Origin of the sequence: Tessaracoccus defluvii (assembly GCF_014489575.1) — a bacterium.
Lineage (GTDB): Bacteria > Actinomycetota > Actinomycetes > Propionibacteriales > Propionibacteriaceae > Arachnia > Arachnia defluvii.
The window spans coordinates 3,704,632-3,726,299 of the sequence record NZ_CP060789.1 but is presented as its reverse complement, the minus strand read 5'-3'; the positions used below and the strand labels follow the sequence as shown (position 1 = coordinate 3,726,299).

Genomic DNA, 21,668 nt, shown 5'->3' with positions numbered 1-21,668 from the left:
AACCCCGGGGGATGGAATCACACGTTGAGCCACCAATGTCGCCTCCCGTCCGAATCGGTGACGAGGCGGCGCCGATGGGCGGCGAACATTGAGATGGATCGGTTTAGCGTTCGCGGGTGGGAGTCTTTCGCCGGGACCAACTGCTCGGCACTGGAAGGTTGCCATTGATAACGAGGGTTACGACCACGCTGGGCGAATGGGGTTCGGTCATGCCGTGTTGCTGAGGATTGAGTACGAACAGGTAGTTCTCCGGCGTACCAATGGGAAGGGTCTTTCGGCTCATGTCGAGGATGACGAGGATGGAAAGCCTAGTGCCGTCGGCAGCCGCGTACTGGGTGGGCTGACCGATGTACTTGACGGCTGTCTCGGGCGTAACTGGTTGGTCGCGAGCCACTTTCAGTTCGGCTGTGATTCCGTCATGGCGTGTGTCGAGATATCCGAGGGCGAGCGGAGTGCCTCGCTCGACGCGTCCCTCGAGTGTGGGGTCGGCGAGGAGGGCGTTGTGGAGGTCATTGTGGAAATCGCGTTCCTTGACGTACTGGCCGCGCCGGTATTTCTTGTTCCATGTCATGGCCAGTCCGATGCGGGAGATGGCGTTGAGGAGCCGGGCGAACGCTTCCAGCTGGTTGTGGGGGTAGCCGGCGCCGGCGAGGTTCTCATAGATGGCAAGAAGATGCTCGTCGAACACTTCGTACTGAGTGGTGGCGTCGCGAGCAGGGTCGAATGGCCGGACGCGGAACTCGCGGTGGCCGGCGACATCGAGTTCTTGGCTCAGGGGGTTGCCCTCCGGGTCGACGCCGCGCCAGCTGAGACGTACCAGCACCGGTGGCGCCTGCTGGGTTGCGGGCACTGAATAGCGGACGTGAAGTGATCCGGTTCCTTCGAATGTGTGCTGATCGGCGGTGTGTTGGTTCCTCTGCCAGGACAGCGTTGGGCGTTCAAGTTCCTGGTGGTTGAGGGTGCTGACGAGTTCGGCGTCGAGGCGGGTGGCCCAGGCCGGCCAAGGGTCAGTTTGGACTTGAAGGGTGATGGTGTGGGTGAGGGTAGGGTCGACGACAGCCGGGCCCGTGAGGAGCCTGTCATCGATGGAGACCAGGGTCACAGCGATGTTGGGGCTGTCAGGCTGAGGGTCGGGTTGCGGATGCCAAGATCGGCCGTGGCTTCGGCCCTGATCGGCCGAGCGGATGAACAGCAGTGGGGTCGGGAGTCGCGCAGCTTGGTTTGCGATGCCGGTGACGTCGAGTCGTTCGTTGGTGGCCGAAAGAATGGCATGGAGCTCTCGTGCCCGCGCCAAGAGTGGATCATCAGGACGGAAGCTCGTGAGGTCGATCGCGGCTGCGCGACGTTGAGCCGCGGAGCGGTGGGCTCTGGCCTGGGCGAGGTCGGCGTTGAGTTCGGCTGCTTCTGCATCGAGCAGGTGAGCGGCGCAGTCGAGGAGCCTGCTAGTGACGCTGACTCCGCGGTGGGTGGCAGTTCCGGTCGAGCGGCGGGCCTTGCTCAACGACTTCGAGTGACGGCGCAGGTTCTGTGCGCGGCGTCTGAGGTCGTCGGCCGGGTCCGCGGCTGCCCTTGCGGAGATGAGTTCGTGGCCGCTTCTGGTGAGGGCGGCCGCAATGACGTCTGGATAGGGAAGGTTCAGTAGGTCGCAGCTGATGGCGGCGCGGGTGGCGGCAGCGTGCTCAAACCGTTTGAGCCACTTCTTGTCATCGCTGGTCAAGGGTTGGCTGAGTTCGACGGCTGCTGCGATGCCGTCAACGGCAGTCTGTACTGGTGCGGGGTCGCTGGTGGGCATGCCGGTGACTTCGAAGGCAGCGAGGGCGGTGTGCAGGCGCGCAGTGGCCAAGGCGAGGCTGAGGAATGCTCTTTTCGATGCGTTCGCCCGGTTGTCGGGGATGCGGCCGAGCGCGGCCTTGAGGAGTTCAACAACGTCACTGCGGCGTTCGGCGCGGGCGAGCACCTCGGCGTACTCCGCGGAACCGTAGTGTGATTCCGGTGAGTGCCGCGAGCCGATGGCGATGATGTCGGCTGCAGGGAGACCGAGAAGCCCGATGCTGCAGTCGAGTAGGCCGTTGAGCGCTTCCTCGGCCTCGTCACCTTGGCGCAGCCCGTAAGTGCGCTGGGGCGCGTACGCAAGCCAAAGGCGCGCGAGCTCGGGTGAGACGCGTGCGTTGGGTTGCCACGGTTGTTCGATGACCTTACTTGCGAGGTGCCATTCGAGCGTGGGGAGGCGAGCGAGTGCGTGCTTCTCGACCTTGTTGAGGGCGTCGAGGCTAGAGACGTGCCGACGCACGGCCGCGAGTGCGGTAAGGAGGAGTTCGACGCGCTCCGGTAGCTCAAGGGTTGCGACCAGGCTGCTGGCGTACAGCGCGAGACGGCCTCGGTCTTCGCGCTTGGTCCACGTCAGACGAGTGGCTGCGGCGAGGACTGCCTGGATCACGACAACGTAGGGGTCGGTGACCAGAGCGGGCAGGAGGTCGGAGACAGTCGACGGCACCGGGTGACGACTCCCGACGTCCGTCCATGCTTTTAGCGCGTAACCGCGGGGGCCGGGTTCGGCATCGACGAGGTAGGTGTGGAGCGTAGGCAGGATGGCTTGGAGCACACCGGGTTGGCTCCCAAGACGGCTTCCGATGTTCCCGAGCGTTTCGAGGAGGGGTGTGATGACCTCCACGCCGAAGTTACAGTCCCGTTCGTTGGTGATCAAAGTGCAGATGGTGCCGCAAATGCCAACGGGGTCGGTCGCTGCCGCTTCTTCGACAGCGCTGAGTAACCGTCGGGACGCCTGGTAGAGGCTGTGGCTTCGTCCTAGCGCCTCAAGGTGCGCGAGCGGATCCTCGGGCCCTGTGCTAATGAGCGTCCTCTGTGGTGTCTCAAGCCGGTGCCGGGTGAGCGTGATGAAGGCGCCGAGGGTCGTGTCGATGTGCGGCTGGAGGGTTTCGCCTAGTCGTCGCCCGATGTTTTCGATGGCCTCGGCCGCCTCGAACGTGGCGTCTGAGCCCCAGGTCTCATCAGTGCGCGCGATCAAGAAGGGGAATGCTGCGTCGACAACACTTTGAGCTGCTGGCTCGTCGAGGCGTGGGTCCTGTGCGCGACGGAACCTGTTCTCGGGGTCGACCATGTCGACCGCGCGGCGAGCGGCACCGATGAGGCCCTTGCGGATGTCCCCTGATCCGTGTCGGCCGGCCCGCTCAAACATGGAGACGACCCGGGCAGGATCTTCGATCAAGATGCGGCCAAGGGCCCGCTCTGCAGAACCTAGGGTGCCGGTGTCGTAACGGTCGGCGGGCGCCACGCCCAAGGAGATGGCGAGACTCGGGAGAAGGCTGACCGCCAGGTCGAGGTGGGTGCTTGCGAGGTGATCGATTGTGCCGGCGGCGGCTTGGCGGTCGAAGTCGGATGCCCGGGGGCGGCGGACGGTCGAGGGGAGGATGAAGCCCTTCACTTCGGGATGGGGAAGCATCGCGGCAAGGGTCCGGACTACCGCATCGGGGGCTACGTCGGCGAGCACGCGGATGGGTTCAGGGTCGTTCGCGGTGACGACGGGAGATGGACCGGAGAAGCGGTGGTCGTCTGGTGTCTTCGACCCGGCGAGCACAGCTGCCGAACGGATAAGTGCCTCATCGACCATGTCAGCGGTCACGCGGGCGGGGTGGTCGCTGAGACAACGACCGGCTTCAAGGCTTGCCCTCTCCTTGAGCACGGTGACGGCGGTCGCAACCAGCCGGTCTGCCAGTTCGGGACTCTTAGCGGTGAGGTGGCGGAGAGGTTCGAGGAGTTCGACCGACCCGACGGTTGCGACCGCGTCAAAAAGCTCGTCGATAATGCCGAGGCTGAATCGGTCATGTGCTCGTCCGGCGACCGCGGTCAGGCGTTGCCCGGCCTTTCTTTGCTGGTCGGAGTCGGAGCCTGCTTCCGGGTCCGCGTCGATCATGTCGAGATCATCCAGGATGTTCGCCGCGGCAGGGTCAGCAGATGCGCGGAGGCTTCGTCGTCGTTCGACGCGTGCCGCCCGGGCAATGCTGAGCTTTCGTTTGACTTCGGCGGCCTCGGCCTCAGATGCGGCTGCTGCTTCCTGGCGCTTTTGGAACTCGGTCTCCAGGTTCGGGAGCTGACCGGTCGGATTCCGTTCAGGGCAACCGGGGCAGTGTTCGGCGAAGAAGTCGAGCGCGATGCCATCGATGCGCATCCCGGCCGTGTTTCCGATGGCGACTGTGCACTCGACCCGGCGCATGTTCAACGGCAGCCCGGTCGACTCCTCGAGCATGCCTTGGCCACCGCATTCGACGAACCGCACGTTCTGGCAGTGGTTCGTTGCGAGTTCGATCATGCGTGCGTTACCCCGGCCAAGCTCGACGTAATGCGCGAACTCGTCCTCGTCCAAGGTCACCCCCCATAGCCCAGTGCCAGCAGAGGCCACCAGTGTCTCGCACCGCACCGACAACCGGGCACGTGCTCAGCCAAACGAGCCGAGGAGGACCTTGAGAAGTGGGCAACAGACGCCTCCCCAGAGAGAGGGACTGCGCTGGTCCTGAGCTTCTGGCGGAAGTCAAACCTCGAGAAGCCGGTCGGGCGTCTCGAATTCCACTTGGTCGATTTCCGCCCACTCCTGGCCAAGGTCCGCATCAGCCTCGGGGGTGACGGAAGAGCGCCGTGTCATCGGCATGTTGGACGACGTCACGCCCTAGACCTCGGCGTCGCCGCCCATACAGATCGGCGAAAGGTCCCCAAGCAGCGCCACGTGGATCGGCATGAGCCCCGTTCAGGCGACGCGTCCCTTCTTCAGCCAGAGCGCGCTGGCGACGAGTTCGGCGGTTCGCTCGGGTAGATCGTCGGGGGCATCGCCGTCGTCGGCGCGGTTGCTGACGTCCTCTTGAAGCATGCGTTCGGCGGCCTGCCGGTCGCCCTCGGCAGCCAGGACAGCTGCCAGGTCGAGCCTCGGCGTGTCCTCGTACGGGGCCGCGACCAGCGCTGTCTCGGTGGTCCTGCGGGCTAACGCAAGATCGCCAGTGTGCAGCGCCGCGATCGTGACCGTGTGGGCCACGTCGACGACGGCGCACACCATGTGCTGGTCGATGCGGACGCCGTCGGCGAGCCAAGCCCATCCGCGCCCTCGTTGGCCCGTGAAGGGCTCTCCGGTGACCAACCCCAAGGCGGCCTGCAGGTCGCTGAGGCCCTCGGGACCGCGAGCCTGGCCGCGTGACCGGAGTCGGCGGAAGAGGTCGATGTCGGCCAGAACGCCGACCAGCTGGTAGACACCCATGCCTCGGGCGATGCCCGCCGGGGACTTCGTGGCGTCCGGCAGATAGTTGCCGCCGGTGATGGGGTCGACACCGAGCCAGCTCCGCAACTTCGAGAGGTGGACTCGCATCTGGGTGGCGTCAGTCCCGAATGCATCGACCACCTGGTCGATGCTGACGCCTTGGGGGTGCAGCACGAGGAAGGCCAGCAACTCGGTGTAGAAGGCCTTGCGCTTCGCCACTACCGTTGGCGTGCCGGTCGTCCCGGTTCGCGCCTGGATGGGGCCGAGTAGCCGTAGGTGCGGGCGGGTCCCAGCAGCCCAGGCGGCCAGGTCGGCGTCCAGATCGGGGTCGGAGCGCTCGACTGCTGCCCGGACCTTGTCGGGCACGTGCGGAGCGAGCTGCTGCAGGTCGTCCGCGGTGGTCGCAGCCACGTCGAGGACCTCAGCGTCCGGGGCTGGAATCACCGTCGCCCCCGGCTCGGACACGGGGTCTGTCTGGCGGGGCAGCACGAGTTCGTCACGGATCGCTCCGGCGGCGTCGCAGTACTCGCGCCAGCCGTCGTCGCCGTCGGGCGGTATCTCGACGTCACTGAGCAGCTCGGCGTGGGCCAGGAGCCGGGCGCAGCCCTCAGCTTCGGCGGGGGTGAGTCCGTTTGCGATCAGGTCGAGGCCGAGCGACGGGATGAGCACCCGGCCCTGCCCGGTCAGTCGGACGCCGAGGCCACGGACGGGCTCGGTGTCGGCGACCATGACGACGGCCGTGCCGTTCCGCGCCGGATGATCCTCGACGAGGGCGAGCAGCCGGTCGAGCGGGCTGCTCGACAGCGCCCCATTGACCAGGACGAGCCAGCTCTCCCACACGCCTCCGCCCAGGTCGTCGGCGCGGCCGGCGGCAGCGGTCACGTCGTGAGTGGCGCACTTGTCGATGGTCGCCGCGGCTGCAGCGATCGCGGCGTCCAGCGGCACGGGGTCCTCGAGACGGTGGTGGCGGATGCGCGCCGGGTCGATCGGTACGGCCTCCGGCGCGATCCCGATGCAGTCGAGTTGAACCTGACGCGCCCACGGATTGACCGCGATCTCGGCTGCCAGATAGCGAGCGAAGTCGGCGGCGTAGGTGGGGTCACCGGTGAGGCTGATCGTGCCCAGCTGTTCGAGGTTGACCAGCCACGTGGCGCCATCGTCGTCCAGTCCCACGGAGACGAGCTGCGGATAGGCAGATCGGGCGGTCGCCGCCTGCTCGTGCGAGCCGGCGGCCAGCAGCCATCGACGACCGTCGGCCGGGTCCGGGCGCCACGGATGTGCCAGCGTGATGGGCTCGACCAGCTGGACTGCCACCTCTCCGGGCAGGAGCTGGACAGCCAGGAGCTGCGGTGGGGCGACGCGGTCCTCGCCGGAGACGGCAAGCAACCTGAGCGCCTGGTCGATCGCCAGCAGGCTGGGCGTCGCGGCCTGCCCCTCCGTCATCACGGTCTTCTCCACCGGAACCAGTTCCGGCGGCGGTGCCTGGATCGTCCGCCCCGGCCGACGAGCACGGAACTGGGCCCTCCGGCGCTGGCGCAGGGCGGCCAGCAGCCCAGCAGCGAGGACCCCGCCCGCACCGGTGAGCCCGGCCAGCACCCACGGGGCCAGAGCCTCGGCGTCCCGATCGGACGCCTCGCTCACACGGTTGTTGTCGTTGCTCACGTCCGAGGCCACGGTCGCCGAGGCGGACGGGGACGGCGCCGCCGGTGCGCTGGACGGAGCGACGGGAATAGGGACGGCCCCGCCGGTCGCAGGCGACGTCTCGGCCACGGGTGTCGGGGCGGGGGTTGCGGGCGGAGCGGAGGCGTCCGGCGGCGGCGAGGTCGCGGATGTCGTCTCGACTCGTTCGGGTTCCGGGGAGGTTGGCAGCTCGGGCGTCGCCTCCGCAGCGGAGGGGATGAGCAGGTGCCAGCCGGGGAGGATGAGGTCTGGGTCCGTCAGGCGACGGCCGTCCGGCTGCGGAATCCCCCGAGAGGCCTCGAAGATCCGTGGCCACGCCTCGGCGTCGTCGAGGTGCTGCTGTGCGATCTCGCTCAGCGTGTCGCCCTTGACCACGGTGTATCGGGAATGCGCGCGGTCGCTCTTCGCCGTGGCCTGTCCGGCGTCGGCCTGCGCCGCTGCGGGCAGGGTCAGCACCCAGCCCGGTCTGAGGAACTTCGGCTTGCCCCGCAGGAGATCGTTGTTGAGTTTGAGGATCTCGGGGTAGCGGTTCCCTGACCCCAGGTGGTTCTCAGCGATCGACCACAGGGTCTCACCTCGCTTGACCGTGTGAGTGACGATGCGCTCGGGGTCGATCGAGCCCAGCCGCTCGACGATCTTGCGCGGCCCGTCGAAGGCCACCTCCATGGGCACCTGCTGGTCGAGCAGCATGCCGGTCAGCAGGGCGAAGGGGTGCTCGGTGAGGATGCGGTCGGCCTCCGGTTCGCCGACGAGGTGGAGCGTCTGCGTCATGTCCCGATCGTAGGACGCCTGTCGATACCGGACGCCGCGCCCCGGCTCCGCGGCCCCCAGGACGTGGCGGTGGCGGCGCAGCGGACGGCTGACCGCGTCCGGATGCCGCGACTTCGAAGACCGTTTCGTTGGGGAATTCGAAGACCGTTTCGTTAGGGTCGTCGCGTGCTGATCTCGGTGGTGGACTGGAACGTCAACGGCTTCGTCCGGCGCTCACAGCCGAACCTGCTGGCGGAACTGGAGTGGGATGTCGCCTGCCTCCAGGAGGTGACCCGCCAGACCTGGGACGCCTTCCGGTCGCTCGGCGCGGACGGCGACGTAGCGTTCGAGCACCTCGCGCCACTGGCTGGCGACGGACCACGGTACGCGTGCGCGATCGTGACGCGAGGCGCTGTGCGGCTGGAATCGTTCGGCCTTCTGCGCGACATGCCCTCACCCGAACGCGCCGCAGTCGCCGAGGTGAGCGTTGATGGACATCGCATCTGGATCGGCAGTTGGGCTGCACCGCCGGGCGTGAGTTGGGGCAAGGGTGCCAAGGAGCGGCAGGTACAGCGGTTCGCTGCCTGGCTGCGGGATCGACCGGGTCCAGTCGTGATCGGCATCGACCGCAACGCTCCCAAGTGGGAGCGCCACGACCTGTCGGCGGACGAGTGGTGGAACGGGAGCGAGCCACTTCTGTACGGGCCCGACCGGGTGCACGATTTGAGGGACACCTATCGCGACCACCTCGACGCGAACCCGGGGCTGGCCGCTGAGGTGCGTCAGCAGTTCCCCGAGGGGCCCCTCGCCTTCACGCACATCCGAGGGGGCACGGTCTGCCGCTACGACGTGATCTACGCCTCGCCCGAGTTCGGCGTCGAGGACGTGGAGCATCAGTGGGATAAGGCACGCAGCGCCGGAAGCGACCACGCCCTCGTGAGGGCGACCCTGCGGCTGGACACCTGTCCCAGGTCCTGAGCATCGCGGCCGACACCCACGACGTGCGCAACCGGGTTCTTCCTCTTCTGCAGACGGGTCCTTCACGGACAGACAACGCTGGCCGACCCTGTCCAAGCCCCTTGGACACGCTCAGGGCGCGGGGGCTTCGACAGGGTCAGGGTCAACGGGGGTACACCAGGCCGTTCTTCTTGGCTGCGGTGTTGTTGAACTGGTAGGCCCACCGCGACGCGGCTCCGTCGGTGAACTCGTACCCCTCGAGCGGGCGCGCCGTGACGACGACGGCCTGGGCCTTCGTGACCGGGTACGTGCCCGCGCTCACGACGCGTCCGTTGAGCAGGTACTCGACGCCCGGGGTGGTCGGGATGATCACCCGGTCGTGCTTCCAGCCGTTGACGTCGTGGAACGTCGGGGCCACGGGGGTCACGTACTCCACCATCGGCTCGGCGGTGTCGTTGAGCACGACGACCGAGCGCGCCGGGATCGTGAGCGTACCGGAGGAGGTCTCCCACGTGGTGGTGGCCACCACCGGGTCGTCCCGGACGCCGTCGGTGAGCACCGGATCGAGGACGTACTCGATGCCGGCCTGGCCGTCGATCGCCTCCGTGATCGCCTCCGGCGACGCGTTGATCGCCACCAGCAGCCCGTCCTTCGCCGGGTCGACGTCGGCCGCTCCGGCAGGGTCGGCGACGTGCATGACGATCAGCCCTGCGGTCTGGTCGGCGCCCGCGTTCGGGAACGTCACCCGCTCCTTGATCAGCTCCGCGGAACCAAGCGTCAGCAGCGGGTTCGTGGACCGCAGCTGCAGCAGCTCGAGCGCCGCGTCGCGCGACATCGCGATGTCGGACGGAGCGGGCTTGAGCGCCGGATCCGCCAGCAGCGGACGCATCGCCTCCCACTTCGCGCCGTTGTCCGGCTCGGGGGGAAGACCTACGCCGAAGTTGTTCGTCTGCATCGACCAGTCGAGCTGGTTGAACCAGTCGCCGGAATTGTAGGAGTTGCGGTCCAGCGACTTGCTGCGCAGCAGGTCGGTGCCCGCGTGCCAGAACGCCGGCGACTGGCCCAGCGCGACGGTGCCGAGCGAGACGGTGTTCATCCGGACGCGGTCGGCCATCGGCGTGTCCACCGGCAGCTTCCACACGCCCAGGTCGTACAGCGTCTCGTTGTCGTGGGCGTCCACGTAGTTGACCGACTCGTCGGGCTCGGTGGCGTAACCGGCCGGGGACCCGTTGTAGTCGAGCTGCGCGCCCGTCTGGAGCTCGCCCGCGGACGTCTCGAAGGCGTAGTCCTCGAGGTTGCCGGCCATCCCGAGCCGGATCAGGTCCTGGTCGTGCCGGAGGTTGGCCAGCTGTTGCTCGGGCGTCTCGACGGTCACGCCGTTCGGGTCGGTGTAGAGACCGGTGCCGAAGCCCTGGAGCTCCGCCTTGTTCTCGTCGAAGGGGCCGCCGCCATGGACGGCGTCCCGGAGCCGGTCGTTGAAGGCGCCGATGTGGGTGCCGTCCAGCTGGCCCTGCGTCGCCTGGGTGAACCGGGCGTTGTTGGCCACCTCGCCGAAGTTCCACCCCTCGCCGTAGAGGTAGATGGCCTTGCCGTCCACCCCGTCGTCGGCCAGCGTGAGCTCGTCGAGGGCGGCGCGCACGGTCACCATGTTGTCGAACGAGTGGTGGCCCATCAGGTCGAACCGGAAGCCGTCGACGCGGTAGTCCCGGGCCCACGTCACGACGGAGTCGACCATGAGCTGCTCGGCCATCTCGTGCTCGGTGGCCACGTTCTGGCAGCACGTCGAGGTCTCGACCGAGCCGGCCAGCGACAGGCGGTGGTAGTAGCCGGGCACGACCTGGTCGAGCACCGACTTGTCACCCTGCCCGGACTGGGCGGTGTGGTTGAAGACCTCGTCCAGCACCACCTGGTAACCGGTCCGGTGCAGTCCGCCCACCATGGAACGGAACTCGGCCGTGCGGGCCCCGCCGTCCTGGTTGCCGGCCGAGGCGTAGGAGCCCTCCGGCGCGTTGAAGTGGAACGGGTCGTAGCCCCAGTTGAAGCCGTCGGCGTCCGCCACGGCGGTCACGGCCGCCTGCTGCGCCTCGGAGTCCGGCGCCGCATCGGTCGGGATGGCCGGCACCGCCTGGGCGGCCCGGTTCTCCTCGATCGTGGCGATGTCGAAGCTCGGCAGCAGGTGGATCGTGTTCATGCCGGCGTCGGCGAGCTCACCCAGCCGGGTGATGCCGTCCGTACCCTCGAGGGCGAAGGCGGCGTACGTGCCGCGCAGGTTCTCCGGGACGGTCTCGTCCGAAACGGAGAAGTCGCGGATGTGCATCTCGTAGATCGTCCGGTCGACGAACTGGTCGATCTGCGGGGACTCGGTGTCCTTCCAGAGGGCCGGCGCCCAGGCCGGGTCGCTCAGGTCGAGCACGACGGACGCCGTGGAATTCAGGGTCAGGCCGACCGAGTAGGGATCGGTGACGCTGTTCGTCACCACCTCCCCGGTGGATGGTGCGTAGACCTCGACGGCGTAGCGGTAGGCGCGGTTCTCCCACCCGGCCGTGCCGGTTACGCTCCAGGTGCCATCGGCGGCGCGCGTCATCGGGACGGTGGTGGGGGTGGTCGAGGCGTCGAGGCCGTCGAACAGCTCGAGCGCCACGGTGCGGGCCGTCGGGGCCCACACGCGCAGGGTCGGGACGTCACCGTCGAACGTCACCCCAAGGTCGGCCTGCCGGGCCGACTCGGCGTAGAGGTCGTCGAGGACGCCCGGGATCTGCAGCCCGGTGAACACCTGCGGCGTTCCGGCCTTGGCGGCCTGCAGAACCATCACCTGGCCGGTGAGCACGTCCCCGATCGTCACGCCGTCGGCGAGGCTCAGCCTCAGCGCGAGGAAGCCGGACAGGTGCTTGCGATTCTCCAGCTGGGCCGCCGTGAGGCCCGTCGGATCGTAGGCCAGGGTGCCGAGCAGGGTTGCCGGCTCGCCGGTCCCGCCCGTCACCTTGCCGTCGGCCAGGACGAGGCCGCCGTCCGCGTCGCCCCAGAGCTGCCACATGGTGTCGGCCGGGTCGGGCGCGAGGTTGGCCGGCCACGCCACGGTGTTCGCGTCGATCCAGTGCCCGAGGAACTGGCCGGCGCCCGGCAACGCCGGGTCGGTGACCTCGACGGTCAGGATGTGCGTCGCGATGTCATAGGTGAAGGTGATCGGCTTGCCGCCCGGCGAGGAGAACGCGTAGTTCGCGCCGCCGGCCGCGCCCCCCACGCCGTAGTTCTCGTCCCAGCCCAGGTTGTGCGCGACCTTGACCTCGTAGGAGCCGGCCGGGATCGCCGACGTCGTCCAGGTGTAGGTGCCGTCCGCGTCGGGGTCCTGCAGGAAGGTGACCACGCAGTCGGGCTGCCAGTCACCCGGGCAGCCGACCTCGTCCTGGAACGAGCCGGGCAGGGTGACCAGCGGGCCCTGGGCGCTGGAGGTGAACCACTTGGTGGCGTCGTCGTAGACGAACGTCACCGCCTGGTCCTGCTCGAGGGTGAACGTGGCGTTGTCACCACCGGGGACGCCGCCCGCGCCGTAGTTCTCGTCCCAACTGCCGCCGATGGCGATCTTGTACTGCCAGGTGCCGGCCGGGACGGTGAAGGTGTTCGAGTACACGCCGTTGCCGCGGTGGACCAACTGGATGGCCGTGCAGTCGGGCTGCCAGTCATTGGGGCAACCCAGCTCGCTGTTGAGGTCGCCGGGGATGGTGACCATCAGGTCGGTGCGGCCGGAGGTGGGGGCCGGCTCGGGCTCCGGCTCGGGCGCGACGCCGGCGAGATCGGTGCCGACCACGTACAGGGTGGAGGTGGCGACCGCTGAGCCGTCCGCGTCCACGGAGACCGCGCGCAACTCGACGGCGGTGCCGCGATGGAGGTCGCCGAAGTCGGCGAACACGCGCGGGGTGTCGTCCTCGGCGGTGCCGAGCGCGACGTAGTCGGCCGCGCCGACGGCGCGGTGGGCGAAGGACGTCTCGGCCCAGCGGTCGTCAGCGATGTCGGCGGTGACCGGGACCAGGCCCTTGTCGTCCATGGCGCCGGCCGCCAGCGCGATCGCCTGGGCGTCGGCGGCGTCCGCGACCGGACGGTCGGCCTTCAGGACGACCGCGGACAGCGCGGGCACGGTGAGGGACACGGTGCCGTCGGCGGCCGCCGTGGTCGAGGCCGCGCCGCCGAACACGGGCGCGTAGGTGGCCCCCGGGGTGAGGGTCGCGAAGGACGCCTCGGCCGCCGCGTCGGTGTTGTTGATCGCCACCACGTACTCGACCTTCTCGGTGCGGTCGACGCGCGCGAAGGCATAGACGCCCGGGCCGTCGGCCGCGTACAGCTCGACCTGGGCGCCGGTGTCGAGCGCCTTGTTGCCGTCACGCAGGGCGGCCAGGGCGGCGATGTGCCGGTACAGCGGGGCGTCGGTGTCGAAGTGCGACCCGGCGCCGTAGGCGGAACCGTCGAGGAGGACGTTGTCGAGGTAGGACTCGGTCTGCGAGGCCATCATGTCCTCGCGGGCGTCCTTGTCATTGCCGTCACCCACGAAGCCCTGCTCGTCGCCGTAGTAGACGACCGGCTGGCCGCGGGTGAGGTACATGAGGGAGTGCGCGATCTCGGAGCGCTCCAACTCGGAGCCCGCTCCCTGGAGCAGGCGGCCGACGCGGCCCATGTCGTGGTTGCCGAGGAACGTCGGCAGAGCGGACGCCGACGAGTGGTCGGTCGTGTAGTAGTCGTCGGCCGCGAAGAGCTTGGTGAGCCCGTCCGCGCGCAGGCCCTTGGCATAGGTGAGCGCCGAGGACTGGAAGGCGAAGTCGAGGACGCTGGTCATTTCGGTGTCGCGGACGTAGGGCGACAGCAGGCGCGCGTCGGCGTCGTAGACCTCGCCGAACATGAAGAAGTCCGGGTTCGCGGCGGCCACCGCGTGCGCGTTCACCGCGGTGGTGAACTCCTGCCAGAACTCGAAGTTGACGTGCTTGGCGGTGTCGATGCGGTAGCCGTCGATGCCCAGGTCGACCCAGGTCTTGTAGATCTCGATCATCGTGTCGACGACGACCGGATCCTCGGTCATCAGGTCGTCCAGGCCCACGAAGTCGCCGAACGTGACCGATTCGCCGCTCCAGGTTGAATCCCCGCGGTTGTGGTAGAGGGTCACGTCGTTCAGCACCTCGGGCACCATCACCGTGTTCTCGGCGCTGCGGACGGGCGTGCGCGGGAACGAGCTGGTGTCGGGGTGGAAGTCGGGGAAGTCGGCCTGCCCGGCCAGCTCGGAGACGTTGACGATGTTGCCTTCCACGTCCTTGTACGGGCTGGTCGCCGTGTCGATGTACGTGTACTCCTTCTCGGCGTAGTCGATCAGGTCGGCGGTGTGGTTGGCGATGATGTCGAAGTAGACCTTGATGCCGCGGTCGTGCGCGGCGGCGATGAGGTCCTTCAGCTCGGCGTTCGTGCCCAGGTGCGGGTCGATCTGGGTGAAGTCGGTCACCCAGTAGCCGTGGTAGCCGGCGGACGCGTCCGCGCCGGTGCCCTGCACCGGGTTGTTCTTGAACGACGGGGTCAGCCAGATGGCGGTGGTGCCCAGGCCCTCGATGTAGTCGAGCTGCCGCGCGAGGCCGGCGATGTCGCCACCGTGGTAGAAGCCCTTGTCGGTGGGGTCGAAGCCCGTCACCATCCGGTCGCCCGTGAGGCCGCCGGTGTCGTTGGAGTCGTCGCCGTTGTCGAAGCGGTCGGTCAGCACGAAGTAGAAGCTCTCGCCCTCGCCCAGCTCGCGCACCGGCGCGGCGACGAGGTCGGCGTCCGTGGTGGCGTCGTAGTCGCCGGGCAGGTCGGGCGCGGCCAGGGAGATCTTCTTGGTCTCGTCGTCGAAGAGGAACGTCAGCGTCGTCGGGGCGGCGAGGCGCAGGGGGTAGTTCTCACCGTCGTCGCCGTAGGACTCCGTCCAGCCATCGTTGATGGCGACCTTGAACTCCCAGTCGCCGGCGGGCACCGTGAAGTCGCCCGACCACACGCCGTCGCCGTCGGCGTCCGCGAGGTGGGTCGCGGAGCACGCCTGGTCCCAGGCCGACTCGCAGCCCAGCTCGGTCTGCAGGGAGCCCACCAGGGTGACCGACTCGGTGGCCGCTGCGGCCGGCGTCGCGCCCGCGGACGCCAGCGCCACGGCACCGCCGAGCGCGAGGGCGAGGCTGACCACCACGGAGAGCACGCGGGCCGCCAGCGGACGACGGGGCTGGGAATTCGACATCGGGGGCTCCTAGCGCGACCACGCACGGGTCGAGCGCGAGTCTAGAGCCAGAGGACCGCCCACGGCAACGGGCTGGGAGCTGGTGAAACTCCCCTTGTGGATGAACTCCACCCTAGTCAGACGCTTGGTCAAGATCAGATCAAGAAGATCCCGAGGTGGCGGGGCGAAAGTGACACGATCCTCGCCTGTCAGCATCGTCACATAACGACAACAACGACGATCGAGGATGTATCTGAAGTCGGGGATCTGTCGGTGGCCGCTGCCTAATTCCACGGCTTGTCCGATCCTTCGCGGCTGGCGATCCTGCAACACTTGGCGTTGGGCGAGCATCGGGTGCGTGATCTGACAGCCCATCTCGGGTTGGCGCAGTCGACCGTGAGCGCCCACCTGGCGTGTCTGCGTGAGTGCGGCCTCGTGTCGTCGCGGCCGGAGGGTCGCGCGTCGGTCCTCCAGGTCCCGCACGTGATCGGCGTGCACGACCTGCACGCCTCCACCATCGCCGCCGGGCTACCCGTCCTCACAGCCCACGTCGTCGTCGAAGAAGCCTGCTTCACCCAGGGCCACGTCTCCCCAGGAACTGCGAGACCTCCAGACCTGCGTCGCCGAGCACTTCGACGTCAGCGTCGAGCACTCCACCTTCCAGATCGAGACCCCCTCCCACAGCGCACTGGAACGCAGCTCTCACCACTGAGACCCGGTTCTGCCCGAGGCCGGGTTTGAATCGCAAGGATGTGGGTATGGGTGAAGTGAAGGGAAGGAGCCGCCATGACAAGCGACGCAACGCGACACCACACCGAGGACAGCGGGAAGGACAAGCACTCGCATGCGATGTATTGGAAGTTCGGGGCGATTCTCCTGGTCAACCTGGGACTGATGTGGGCGCTCAGCATGTCTATGGTGCGCAGCCTTGACCACTTCTACTTCAATCCCAGCAACCTGTACATGGACGTCCTCATGGTGGCCGCGATGGCGGTGCTGATGACGGTGGGCATGTGGTCGATGCTCAAGAACAAGACCCTCAACATCATCCTGCTCGCCGGATTCCTTGCACTGTTTCTCGCGGCGTTCTTCCTGGGCCGCAGCGAGGTGGGGGTCGGTGACGAGGGATTCCTCACCTCCATGATTCCGCACCACTCGCGCGCCATCCTGGTGTGCCAGGAGGCCACCATCACCGATCCTGAGATCGAACAGCTCTGCAGCGAGATCGTCGAGGCGCAGGAGAGGGAGATCGCCCAGATGAAGGAGATCCTCAAGCGGTACCAGTGAGTTGAAGCCGCCGCGGGGCACTCGGACCGAACGACACGTCCCATCCAGTGACTTCACCGTAGCCGCGTGGTTACCTCGTTGAGGAGTTCTTGCGGGTCGAGCCACATGGAGGGGTAGTTGCCATTCCAGCGTTGGACGCCGTCGCCGTCGATGAGGACGAAGCCGTGACCGGGCATCCCGGGGTGCATGCCCTTGTCGAGGACGTCGTACGCCTTCGACACGGTCCCGTCGTCGAGGAGATAGGGGGTGGTGACGCCGAACTGCTGCAGGTCGGGCAGGATCTGGTCGGCGCTGTTCATGACGATGGGCAGCACCTCGATGCCCGCCTCGGCGAATCCGGGGTTCTTCTCGATCTCGGCCATCTGCATGGTGCAGGAGGCGCACCCGGCGCCTTCGTTGAAGTAGATCAGCACCGGGTTGGGGCGCTGGTCGCTGAGGGTCACTGAGGTGCCGGCTGTGGTGGTGAGGGTGAAGTCGGGTGCGAGGCGCTGGGTGTCGCCCTGCTCGGGGATGGCGGTCCACAGTCCGTAGCCGACGACGGCCACGACGATCACAGTGACCAGTGCGCCGATGATCCGGGTCCAGGTGCGGCGCCTCTTGTCGCGCTGAGTCTCGGCCTGTTGGCGGGCTTTGAGTTGCTCGCGGCGGGAGGGTTCCGGTGTGGTGGTGGGGGTCATCGGGGCTCCTGGGAGGGGATGGTCGGTGCGCCGGTCTCCTCAGGCGCAGGGGTCTGTGAGGTTTCGGTGTCGCAGCATTCGTGGGCCGAGGCCACTGGTTGGGCGTGTCGGCGGTCGCGGAGGGTGGCTACGACGAACACGGCCACCAGGGCGAGCAGCGCGAGGCCGAGGACGGTTTCGGGGATGGGGGCGGTGATCGCGATCAGCCAGGCGAAGACCTCGGAGAGCCAGGCGCCCATGCCCACGAGAGGGGCGTCGGCACCGGTCATCTCGGTGGCGCCGGCTTGGCCGATCACCAGGATGCCCATGATCACGAACCCGACGGCGACTAGCAGGTTGACGGTGTTGGTAGCCAGCGTGAAGCGCCCCAGGCTGATCCGGATGGGCTTGGCGCGGAGGCGGCGCATCCTTTCGGGCCGTTTGTCCCACAGCAGCGCCATCACGAACAGCGGGATCACCATCCCGAACACGTAGGCCAGACCGAGCACCAGCCCACCCACGGGCGAGCCCGACAGCGCCGACAGGGTCATCACCCCGGCGAGGACGGGTGCGCAGCAGCTGGAGGCGATGCCGGAGAACACGCCGAGGCTGAAGAAGGTGGCGGTGTCACCGCGGGCGGTATCGGGGGCGCGGAGGAACGACGGCATGGACCACATCGCCCCGACAACGCGAGCAGGCCGAGTCCGATCATCAACAGGCCGCCGGCCCAGTAGAGAACGACGTGGTACTTGGCGATGGCGCCGGCGATCAGGCTGACGCCCATCGTGATGGGGACCAGAACGAGCGCGAGGCCGGCGGCGAACACGAAGGTCAGCGGGATCAGTCTCCAGCGGCGGTTCTTCGCGGCCGCGGCCAGATAGCTGGGGGCGAGGAACACGATGCAGCACGGGGCGAACAGCGCCACCCCGCCGGCGAGGAAGGCCGCCAGGATGCCGCCGGCGCTGAGCAGGTCGGCGCCCATCAGCGGGCACCCAGGTGGTCGACGAGCCGCGCGAGTTTGCCGCGCGGAATGCGGCCGGCGTGGAAAAAGCTGCCCGCCACCAGCGTCAGCGGGAAACTCCCAGGCCGGTGCTCGGCGATCAGGGCCTGACCTCGCGGGGACTCCGCCGCGACCGCCGTCAGCCGCAGCAGTCCTGCGCGGTCCAGGGCGTGGAGGCGCTGGTGGGCGTCGTCGCAGAAGTGGCAGGCCGGGGTGGTGACCAGGGTGACGTCCACCACATCGGTCGGGGCGGCCGCCAAGGCAGGTGCCGGGATCTCGTTCACCCTTCCAGCCTCAACCCTGTAGATCAGGGAACGGTTCAGGCGGGGTCAAGGTTCGGCCAAGAACACCCCCGGAGAGGTCGATCGAGGCAGGTTGGCGGGTGGGCGTGTGGGCGTGTGGCAATAATGGCTGTATGGCTGAGCCCCGCAGGTCGAGTGTGTTGGTGGTCGATGACGAGCGCCCGCTGGCGGGGATCGTCGCGTCCTACCTGAACAAGGCGGGGTTTGACACGTCCCTGGCCTACACCGGCCCGGACGGGGTCCGTTCGGCGCAGGAGCTGGATCCCGACGTGATCATTCTTGATCTTGGTCTGCCTGGCATTGACGGGATCGAGGTGTGCCGCCAGATCAGGTTGTTCTCCGACTGCTACATCCTGATGCTGACCGCCCGGGCCGACGAGGTCGACAAGCTGATCGGTTTGTCGGTGGGCGCCGACGACTACCTGACCAAACCGTTCAGCCCCCGCGAACTGGTCGCCCGCGTCAACACCGTGCTGAGACGCCCGCGCCGCCAGGCCCACGGCACACAGCCGGCCGCGCCGCGCGAGTTCGGACGGCTGCGGGTGGACGCGGAAGGCCGCGACGTCTGGGTCGACGACCAGCAGGTGGGGCTGACCCGCACCGAGTTCGACATCCTCGACGCACTGTCAGCTCGACCCAACGTGGCGCTCAGTCGTCGCCAGATCATCGACGCGGTGTGGGGCGCCGGCTGGGTCGGCGACGATCACGTCGTCGACGTCCATGTGGCGAACCTGCGCAAGAAGCTCGACGATCCCCCCACGGAACCGCGCTACATCCTCACCGTCCGCGGCGTCGGATACCGGATGGGAGCAGGAGGATGATGCGGCTCAGAGGCTACGTCGGCCGGATGCGGTGGGGCACCCGCACCTTCCTCACCCAGGCGCTGGTGGTGGCGGTCGGTGTGATCACAGCGGCCCTGGTCGCGGTGGTGGTCGGGCCTCCGCTGTTCCACGAGCACCTGCAGCAACTGGGACACCTGGACGGAACCGCCGAGATGGGGCATGTGGAGCAGGCGTTCCTGGAGGCCGGCGTCAGATCGCTGGGCATCGGACTGGTGGTGGCACTCACGCTGGCTATCGGCCTGGCCTGGCTGGAGACCAGGCGGCTCCGCCGCCCCCTGGAGCAGCTGACCGCCGCCTCGGCCCTGGTCGAGGCAGGCGACTACAAGGCGCGCGTCCCAGACACCGCGACCAGTCCCGAGTTCAACGCCGTCGCCGACGCATTCAACGACATGGCGAGCCGCCTGGACTCCACCGAGACCAGCAGACGGCGGCTTCTCTCCGACGTGGCACACGAGCTCCGCACGCCCCTGGCCACCCTGACCGCTGAGCTGGAGGCCGTCATCGATGACGTGGTCCCCTGGGACCACGACAGCCAACAGCTGCTCACCCTCCAGGCCGCCCGGCTCAAGAAGATCGCCGCCGACCTCGACGACGTATCCCGCGCCGAGGAAGGCCGATTCACCCTCGACACCCAGACCCAGCCGGTCTGGGACCTCATCGAGCCCGCCGTCGCCTCCGTCGCCACCCGATACGCGGCCAAGGGAGTCACGCTATCTGCGGACTCGGACCCGGGCCTCATCGCAGCCGATCCGCAGCGGGTGGGTCAGATCCTGGGCAACCTCCTCGACAACGCGCTGCGGCACACCCCCACCGGCGGGATCGTGCACATCAGTGCACGCGAGTCCAGGGACGAGGTGGTGATCACGGTCACCGACACCGGCGATGGCCTGACCCCCGACCAGATCGCCAAGGTGTTCGACCGGTTCTACCGCGCTGACACGGCACGGGCCCGCGATGCGGGCGGTTCCGGGATCGGGCTGACCATCGCCCGCAGCCTCGCCCTGGCTCACGGCGGCTCACTGACAGCCGCCAGCCCCGGCCCCGGACACGGCTCGATCTTCACCCTGCACCTGCCCACCGCGCCAGCACCTGAGCGGGTCTTGATCGATTCTTGACCTTACACGGGTTGGCTCTTGAGCTGATCGTTCATAGCCTCGACGTTAGGACCGGCGGCCCCCGTCGGCCAGGAATGGAGCATCTTTCATGACACGCACTAAGCGGATCACTGCCACTTTGGCGGGGCTGGTCCTGACGGCCACCCTGGCGGCCTGCGCGGACCAGGGCGCCACTCCCCCCGCGGCGACCACCTCCCCGACAGGCAGCACCTCCGCCACGGCCACTGAGTCCGAGTCGGCGTCGGCGAGCGCCTCATCTGAGGTGTCCGCCGACCACAACGACCAGGACACCACGTTCGCGCAGATGATGATCATCCATCACGAGGGCGCCATCGAGATGTCTCAGCTGGCGATCGAACGCGCCGAATCCCCCGAGGTCGTGGCCCTCGCGGAGCGGATCGCCGAGGCCCAGGGCCCGGAGATCGAGGAGATGACCGCCTGGCTCAGCGCCTGGGGTGAAGATGTCTCCCCCGGTGGGCATGGCGGCATGGACATGGGCGGCATGGACATGAACGGAATGAGCCAGGAGGAGATGATGACCCAACTCGACGGCATGTCCGGCGCCGACTTTGATCAGGCGTTCCTCGAGGCCATGATCGCCCACCACGAGGGTGCGATCGGGATGTCCGAGCAGCAGTTGGCCGAGGGGCAGAACCCGGATGCTCTCATGTTGGCGGAGAAGATCATCGCCGACCAGCAGACTGAGATCACCGAGATGCAGGAGATGCTCACCAGCCTCTGACCAACCCAGGCGTGCAAGCGATGAGGCGCCCGTCCAGCCGTTGTGGCTGGGCGGGCGCTTCGTCGGTTGCCCTGGTTGGCGCGAACGCCGTACCTGGCGGGGTTAGGCGGCTGGGTTGCTGGCGAGATGCTCGGCGTCGAAGAGGTCCTGGCAACGTCGGCAGCAGAAGTAGAACCGCTGGCCTTCGACGTCGCGGAACAGTCCCGCCGCCTCGGCGGTGGACTTCAGCGTGCTGGTCCCGCGGACCGTGCAGGTGACCAGCTCGTCGCCTGGGCCCGCCACCACGTCATGTTGACAGTGATGGCCCCCACCCTGACCGCCGCCGGCGTGACCGCCGCAGCAGCCTGCCTCCTGCTGGTTCCCGTGCTGGTGTCCATGCTCGTGATTGCACATGTGCTTGGTTTCCTTTCATTTCATTGTGGTGTTGATCATGGGGTGGGCGAGGCGCTGTGGTGCCCCTCGTGGTCCTCGGTGCCGGACGCGCTGGCGGAGGCCGCCGGTGACGGCGTGTCTGGTTGGTTGGGGGTGGCGGGGTTGAACAGTGGCCCGATCACGAACGCGGACAGGGCGAACAGGGCGGTGAACACCGCGACCCCGATCGCGGGGGCCTTCCGGGTGCCGAATCGGCGACGCAGCCGTCGCAGCAGCGGGATGCTCAGCAGCAACCCGACCACATAGAGGAGCGAGTTGCCGAGGAACCCGGTCAGGAACGCGGCCCCGGCCAGGAAGCCGATGTGATGCATCACGTGCGGCGCCAGTCCCATCAGGGCGCCGACGGTGGCCCTGGTCCCGGCCCACAGCGCACCCCAGAACCCGCGACCACCCCTCACGGCTGTGGCCGGCTCGGTGATCGTGTCCATGGC

Annotated in this window: 16 protein-coding genes; 6 read left to right on the top strand and 10 right to left on the bottom strand. The window is 68.0% G+C overall.

What is annotated here, in order from left to right:
• Positions 1-103: 103 nt before the first annotated feature.
• The 3 genes from H9L22_RS17440 to H9L22_RS17435 all read right to left on the bottom strand — a co-directional run bounded on the left by H9L22_RS17440 (position 104) and on the right by H9L22_RS17435 (position 7,711).
• On the bottom strand, positions 104-4,381 hold the full coding sequence (locus H9L22_RS17440) for a hypothetical protein (protein WP_187720988.1): 4,278 nt from the start codon (positions 4,379-4,381) through the stop codon (positions 104-106).
• A 165-nt stretch (positions 4,382-4,546) separates the two neighbouring features.
• The gene (locus H9L22_RS19975; RefSeq protein ID WP_264292503.1) at positions 4,547-4,678 is read right to left on the bottom strand and encodes a hypothetical protein; all 132 of its coding nucleotides are present in this window, start codon (positions 4,676-4,678) and stop codon (positions 4,547-4,549) included.
• An 81-nt stretch (positions 4,679-4,759) separates the two neighbouring features.
• The gene (locus H9L22_RS17435) at positions 4,760-7,711 is read right to left on the bottom strand and encodes a LysM peptidoglycan-binding domain-containing protein (protein WP_187720987.1); all 2,952 of its coding nucleotides are present in this window, start codon (positions 7,709-7,711) and stop codon (positions 4,760-4,762) included.
• Positions 7,712-7,876: 165 nt separating this feature from the next.
• Between H9L22_RS17435 and H9L22_RS17430 the strand changes: the two genes are divergently transcribed.
• Positions 7,877-8,668: an endonuclease/exonuclease/phosphatase family protein gene (locus tag H9L22_RS17430; RefSeq protein ID WP_187720986.1), complete on the top strand. Its 792-nt coding sequence runs from the start codon at positions 7,877-7,879 to the stop codon at positions 8,666-8,668.
• 142 nt (positions 8,669-8,810) lie between these two features.
• Here H9L22_RS17430 and pulA read toward each other — a convergent pair whose 3' ends face one another.
• A complete protein-coding gene (pulA, locus tag H9L22_RS17425) occupies positions 8,811-14,882 on the bottom strand; it encodes a pullulanase-type alpha-1,6-glucosidase (RefSeq protein WP_187720985.1) in 6,072 nt (2,023 codons plus the stop codon).
• A 276-nt stretch (positions 14,883-15,158) separates the two neighbouring features.
• On the opposite strand from pulA, the gene H9L22_RS20790 reads away from it, so the two are divergent.
• Both H9L22_RS20790 and H9L22_RS17415 read left to right on the top strand, forming a co-directional pair.
• Positions 15,159-15,602 (top strand): ArsR/SmtB family transcription factor, encoded by a 444-nt coding sequence (locus H9L22_RS20790; RefSeq protein ID WP_425582553.1) that lies wholly within the window; start codon positions 15,159-15,161, stop codon positions 15,600-15,602.
• A gap of 45 nt (positions 15,603-15,647) precedes the next feature.
• Positions 15,648-16,148 carry a DUF305 domain-containing protein gene (locus H9L22_RS17415; protein WP_226965970.1) on the top strand — a complete coding sequence of 167 codons (501 nt, stop codon included), beginning with the start codon at positions 15,648-15,650 and terminating at the stop codon, positions 16,146-16,148.
• Positions 16,149-16,201: 53 nt separating this feature from the next.
• Here the strand turns inward: H9L22_RS17415 and H9L22_RS17410 are convergent, their stop codons facing one another.
• From H9L22_RS17410 to H9L22_RS17400, 4 genes are read right to left on the bottom strand one after another with little or no spacing between them, the layout of a single operon-like run.
• Positions 16,202-16,825 (bottom strand): peroxiredoxin family protein, encoded by a 624-nt coding sequence (locus tag H9L22_RS17410; RefSeq protein WP_187720984.1) that lies wholly within the window; start codon positions 16,823-16,825, stop codon positions 16,202-16,204.
• Positions 16,822-17,472 carry a cytochrome c biogenesis CcdA family protein gene (locus H9L22_RS17405; RefSeq protein WP_226965969.1) on the bottom strand — a complete coding sequence of 217 codons (651 nt, stop codon included), beginning with the start codon at positions 17,470-17,472 and terminating at the stop codon, positions 16,822-16,824. The genes H9L22_RS17410 and H9L22_RS17405 overlap by 4 nt, the downstream gene beginning before the upstream one ends.
• Positions 17,355-17,786: a hypothetical protein gene (locus tag H9L22_RS19300; RefSeq protein ID WP_226965968.1), complete on the bottom strand. Its 432-nt coding sequence runs from the start codon at positions 17,784-17,786 to the stop codon at positions 17,355-17,357. The genes H9L22_RS17405 and H9L22_RS19300 overlap by 118 nt, the downstream gene beginning before the upstream one ends.
• The gene (locus H9L22_RS17400; RefSeq protein ID WP_226965967.1) at positions 17,786-18,088 is read right to left on the bottom strand and encodes a glutaredoxin; all 303 of its coding nucleotides are present in this window, start codon (positions 18,086-18,088) and stop codon (positions 17,786-17,788) included. The genes H9L22_RS19300 and H9L22_RS17400 overlap by 1 nt, the downstream gene beginning before the upstream one ends.
• A 131-nt stretch (positions 18,089-18,219) precedes the next feature.
• On the opposite strand from H9L22_RS17400, the gene H9L22_RS17395 reads away from it, so the two are divergent.
• The 3 genes from H9L22_RS17395 to H9L22_RS17385 all read left to right on the top strand — a co-directional run bounded on the left by H9L22_RS17395 (position 18,220) and on the right by H9L22_RS17385 (position 20,805).
• The gene (locus tag H9L22_RS17395) at positions 18,220-18,927 is read left to right on the top strand and encodes a response regulator transcription factor (protein ID WP_073186932.1); all 708 of its coding nucleotides are present in this window, start codon (positions 18,220-18,222) and stop codon (positions 18,925-18,927) included.
• Positions 18,924-20,063, top strand: coding sequence for a sensor histidine kinase (locus H9L22_RS17390; RefSeq protein WP_226965966.1), 1,140 nt, complete (start codon positions 18,924-18,926; stop codon positions 20,061-20,063). Before H9L22_RS17395 ends, H9L22_RS17390 begins: the two co-directional genes overlap by 4 nt.
• Before the next feature lie 88 nt (positions 20,064-20,151).
• Positions 20,152-20,805 carry a DUF305 domain-containing protein gene (locus tag H9L22_RS17385; RefSeq protein WP_073186934.1) on the top strand — a complete coding sequence of 218 codons (654 nt, stop codon included), beginning with the start codon at positions 20,152-20,154 and terminating at the stop codon, positions 20,803-20,805.
• Positions 20,806-20,907: 102 nt separating this feature from the next.
• Here the strand turns inward: H9L22_RS17385 and H9L22_RS17380 are convergent, their stop codons facing one another.
• A complete protein-coding gene (locus H9L22_RS17380; protein WP_068752814.1) occupies positions 20,908-21,087 on the bottom strand; it encodes a hypothetical protein in 180 nt (59 codons plus the stop codon).
• Positions 21,088-21,233: 146 nt separating this feature from the next.
• Entirely contained in the window at positions 21,234-21,665 is a 432-nt protein-coding gene (locus tag H9L22_RS17375; protein ID WP_175558271.1) for a hypothetical protein, read from the bottom strand.
• Positions 21,666-21,668 lie beyond the last annotated feature (3 nt).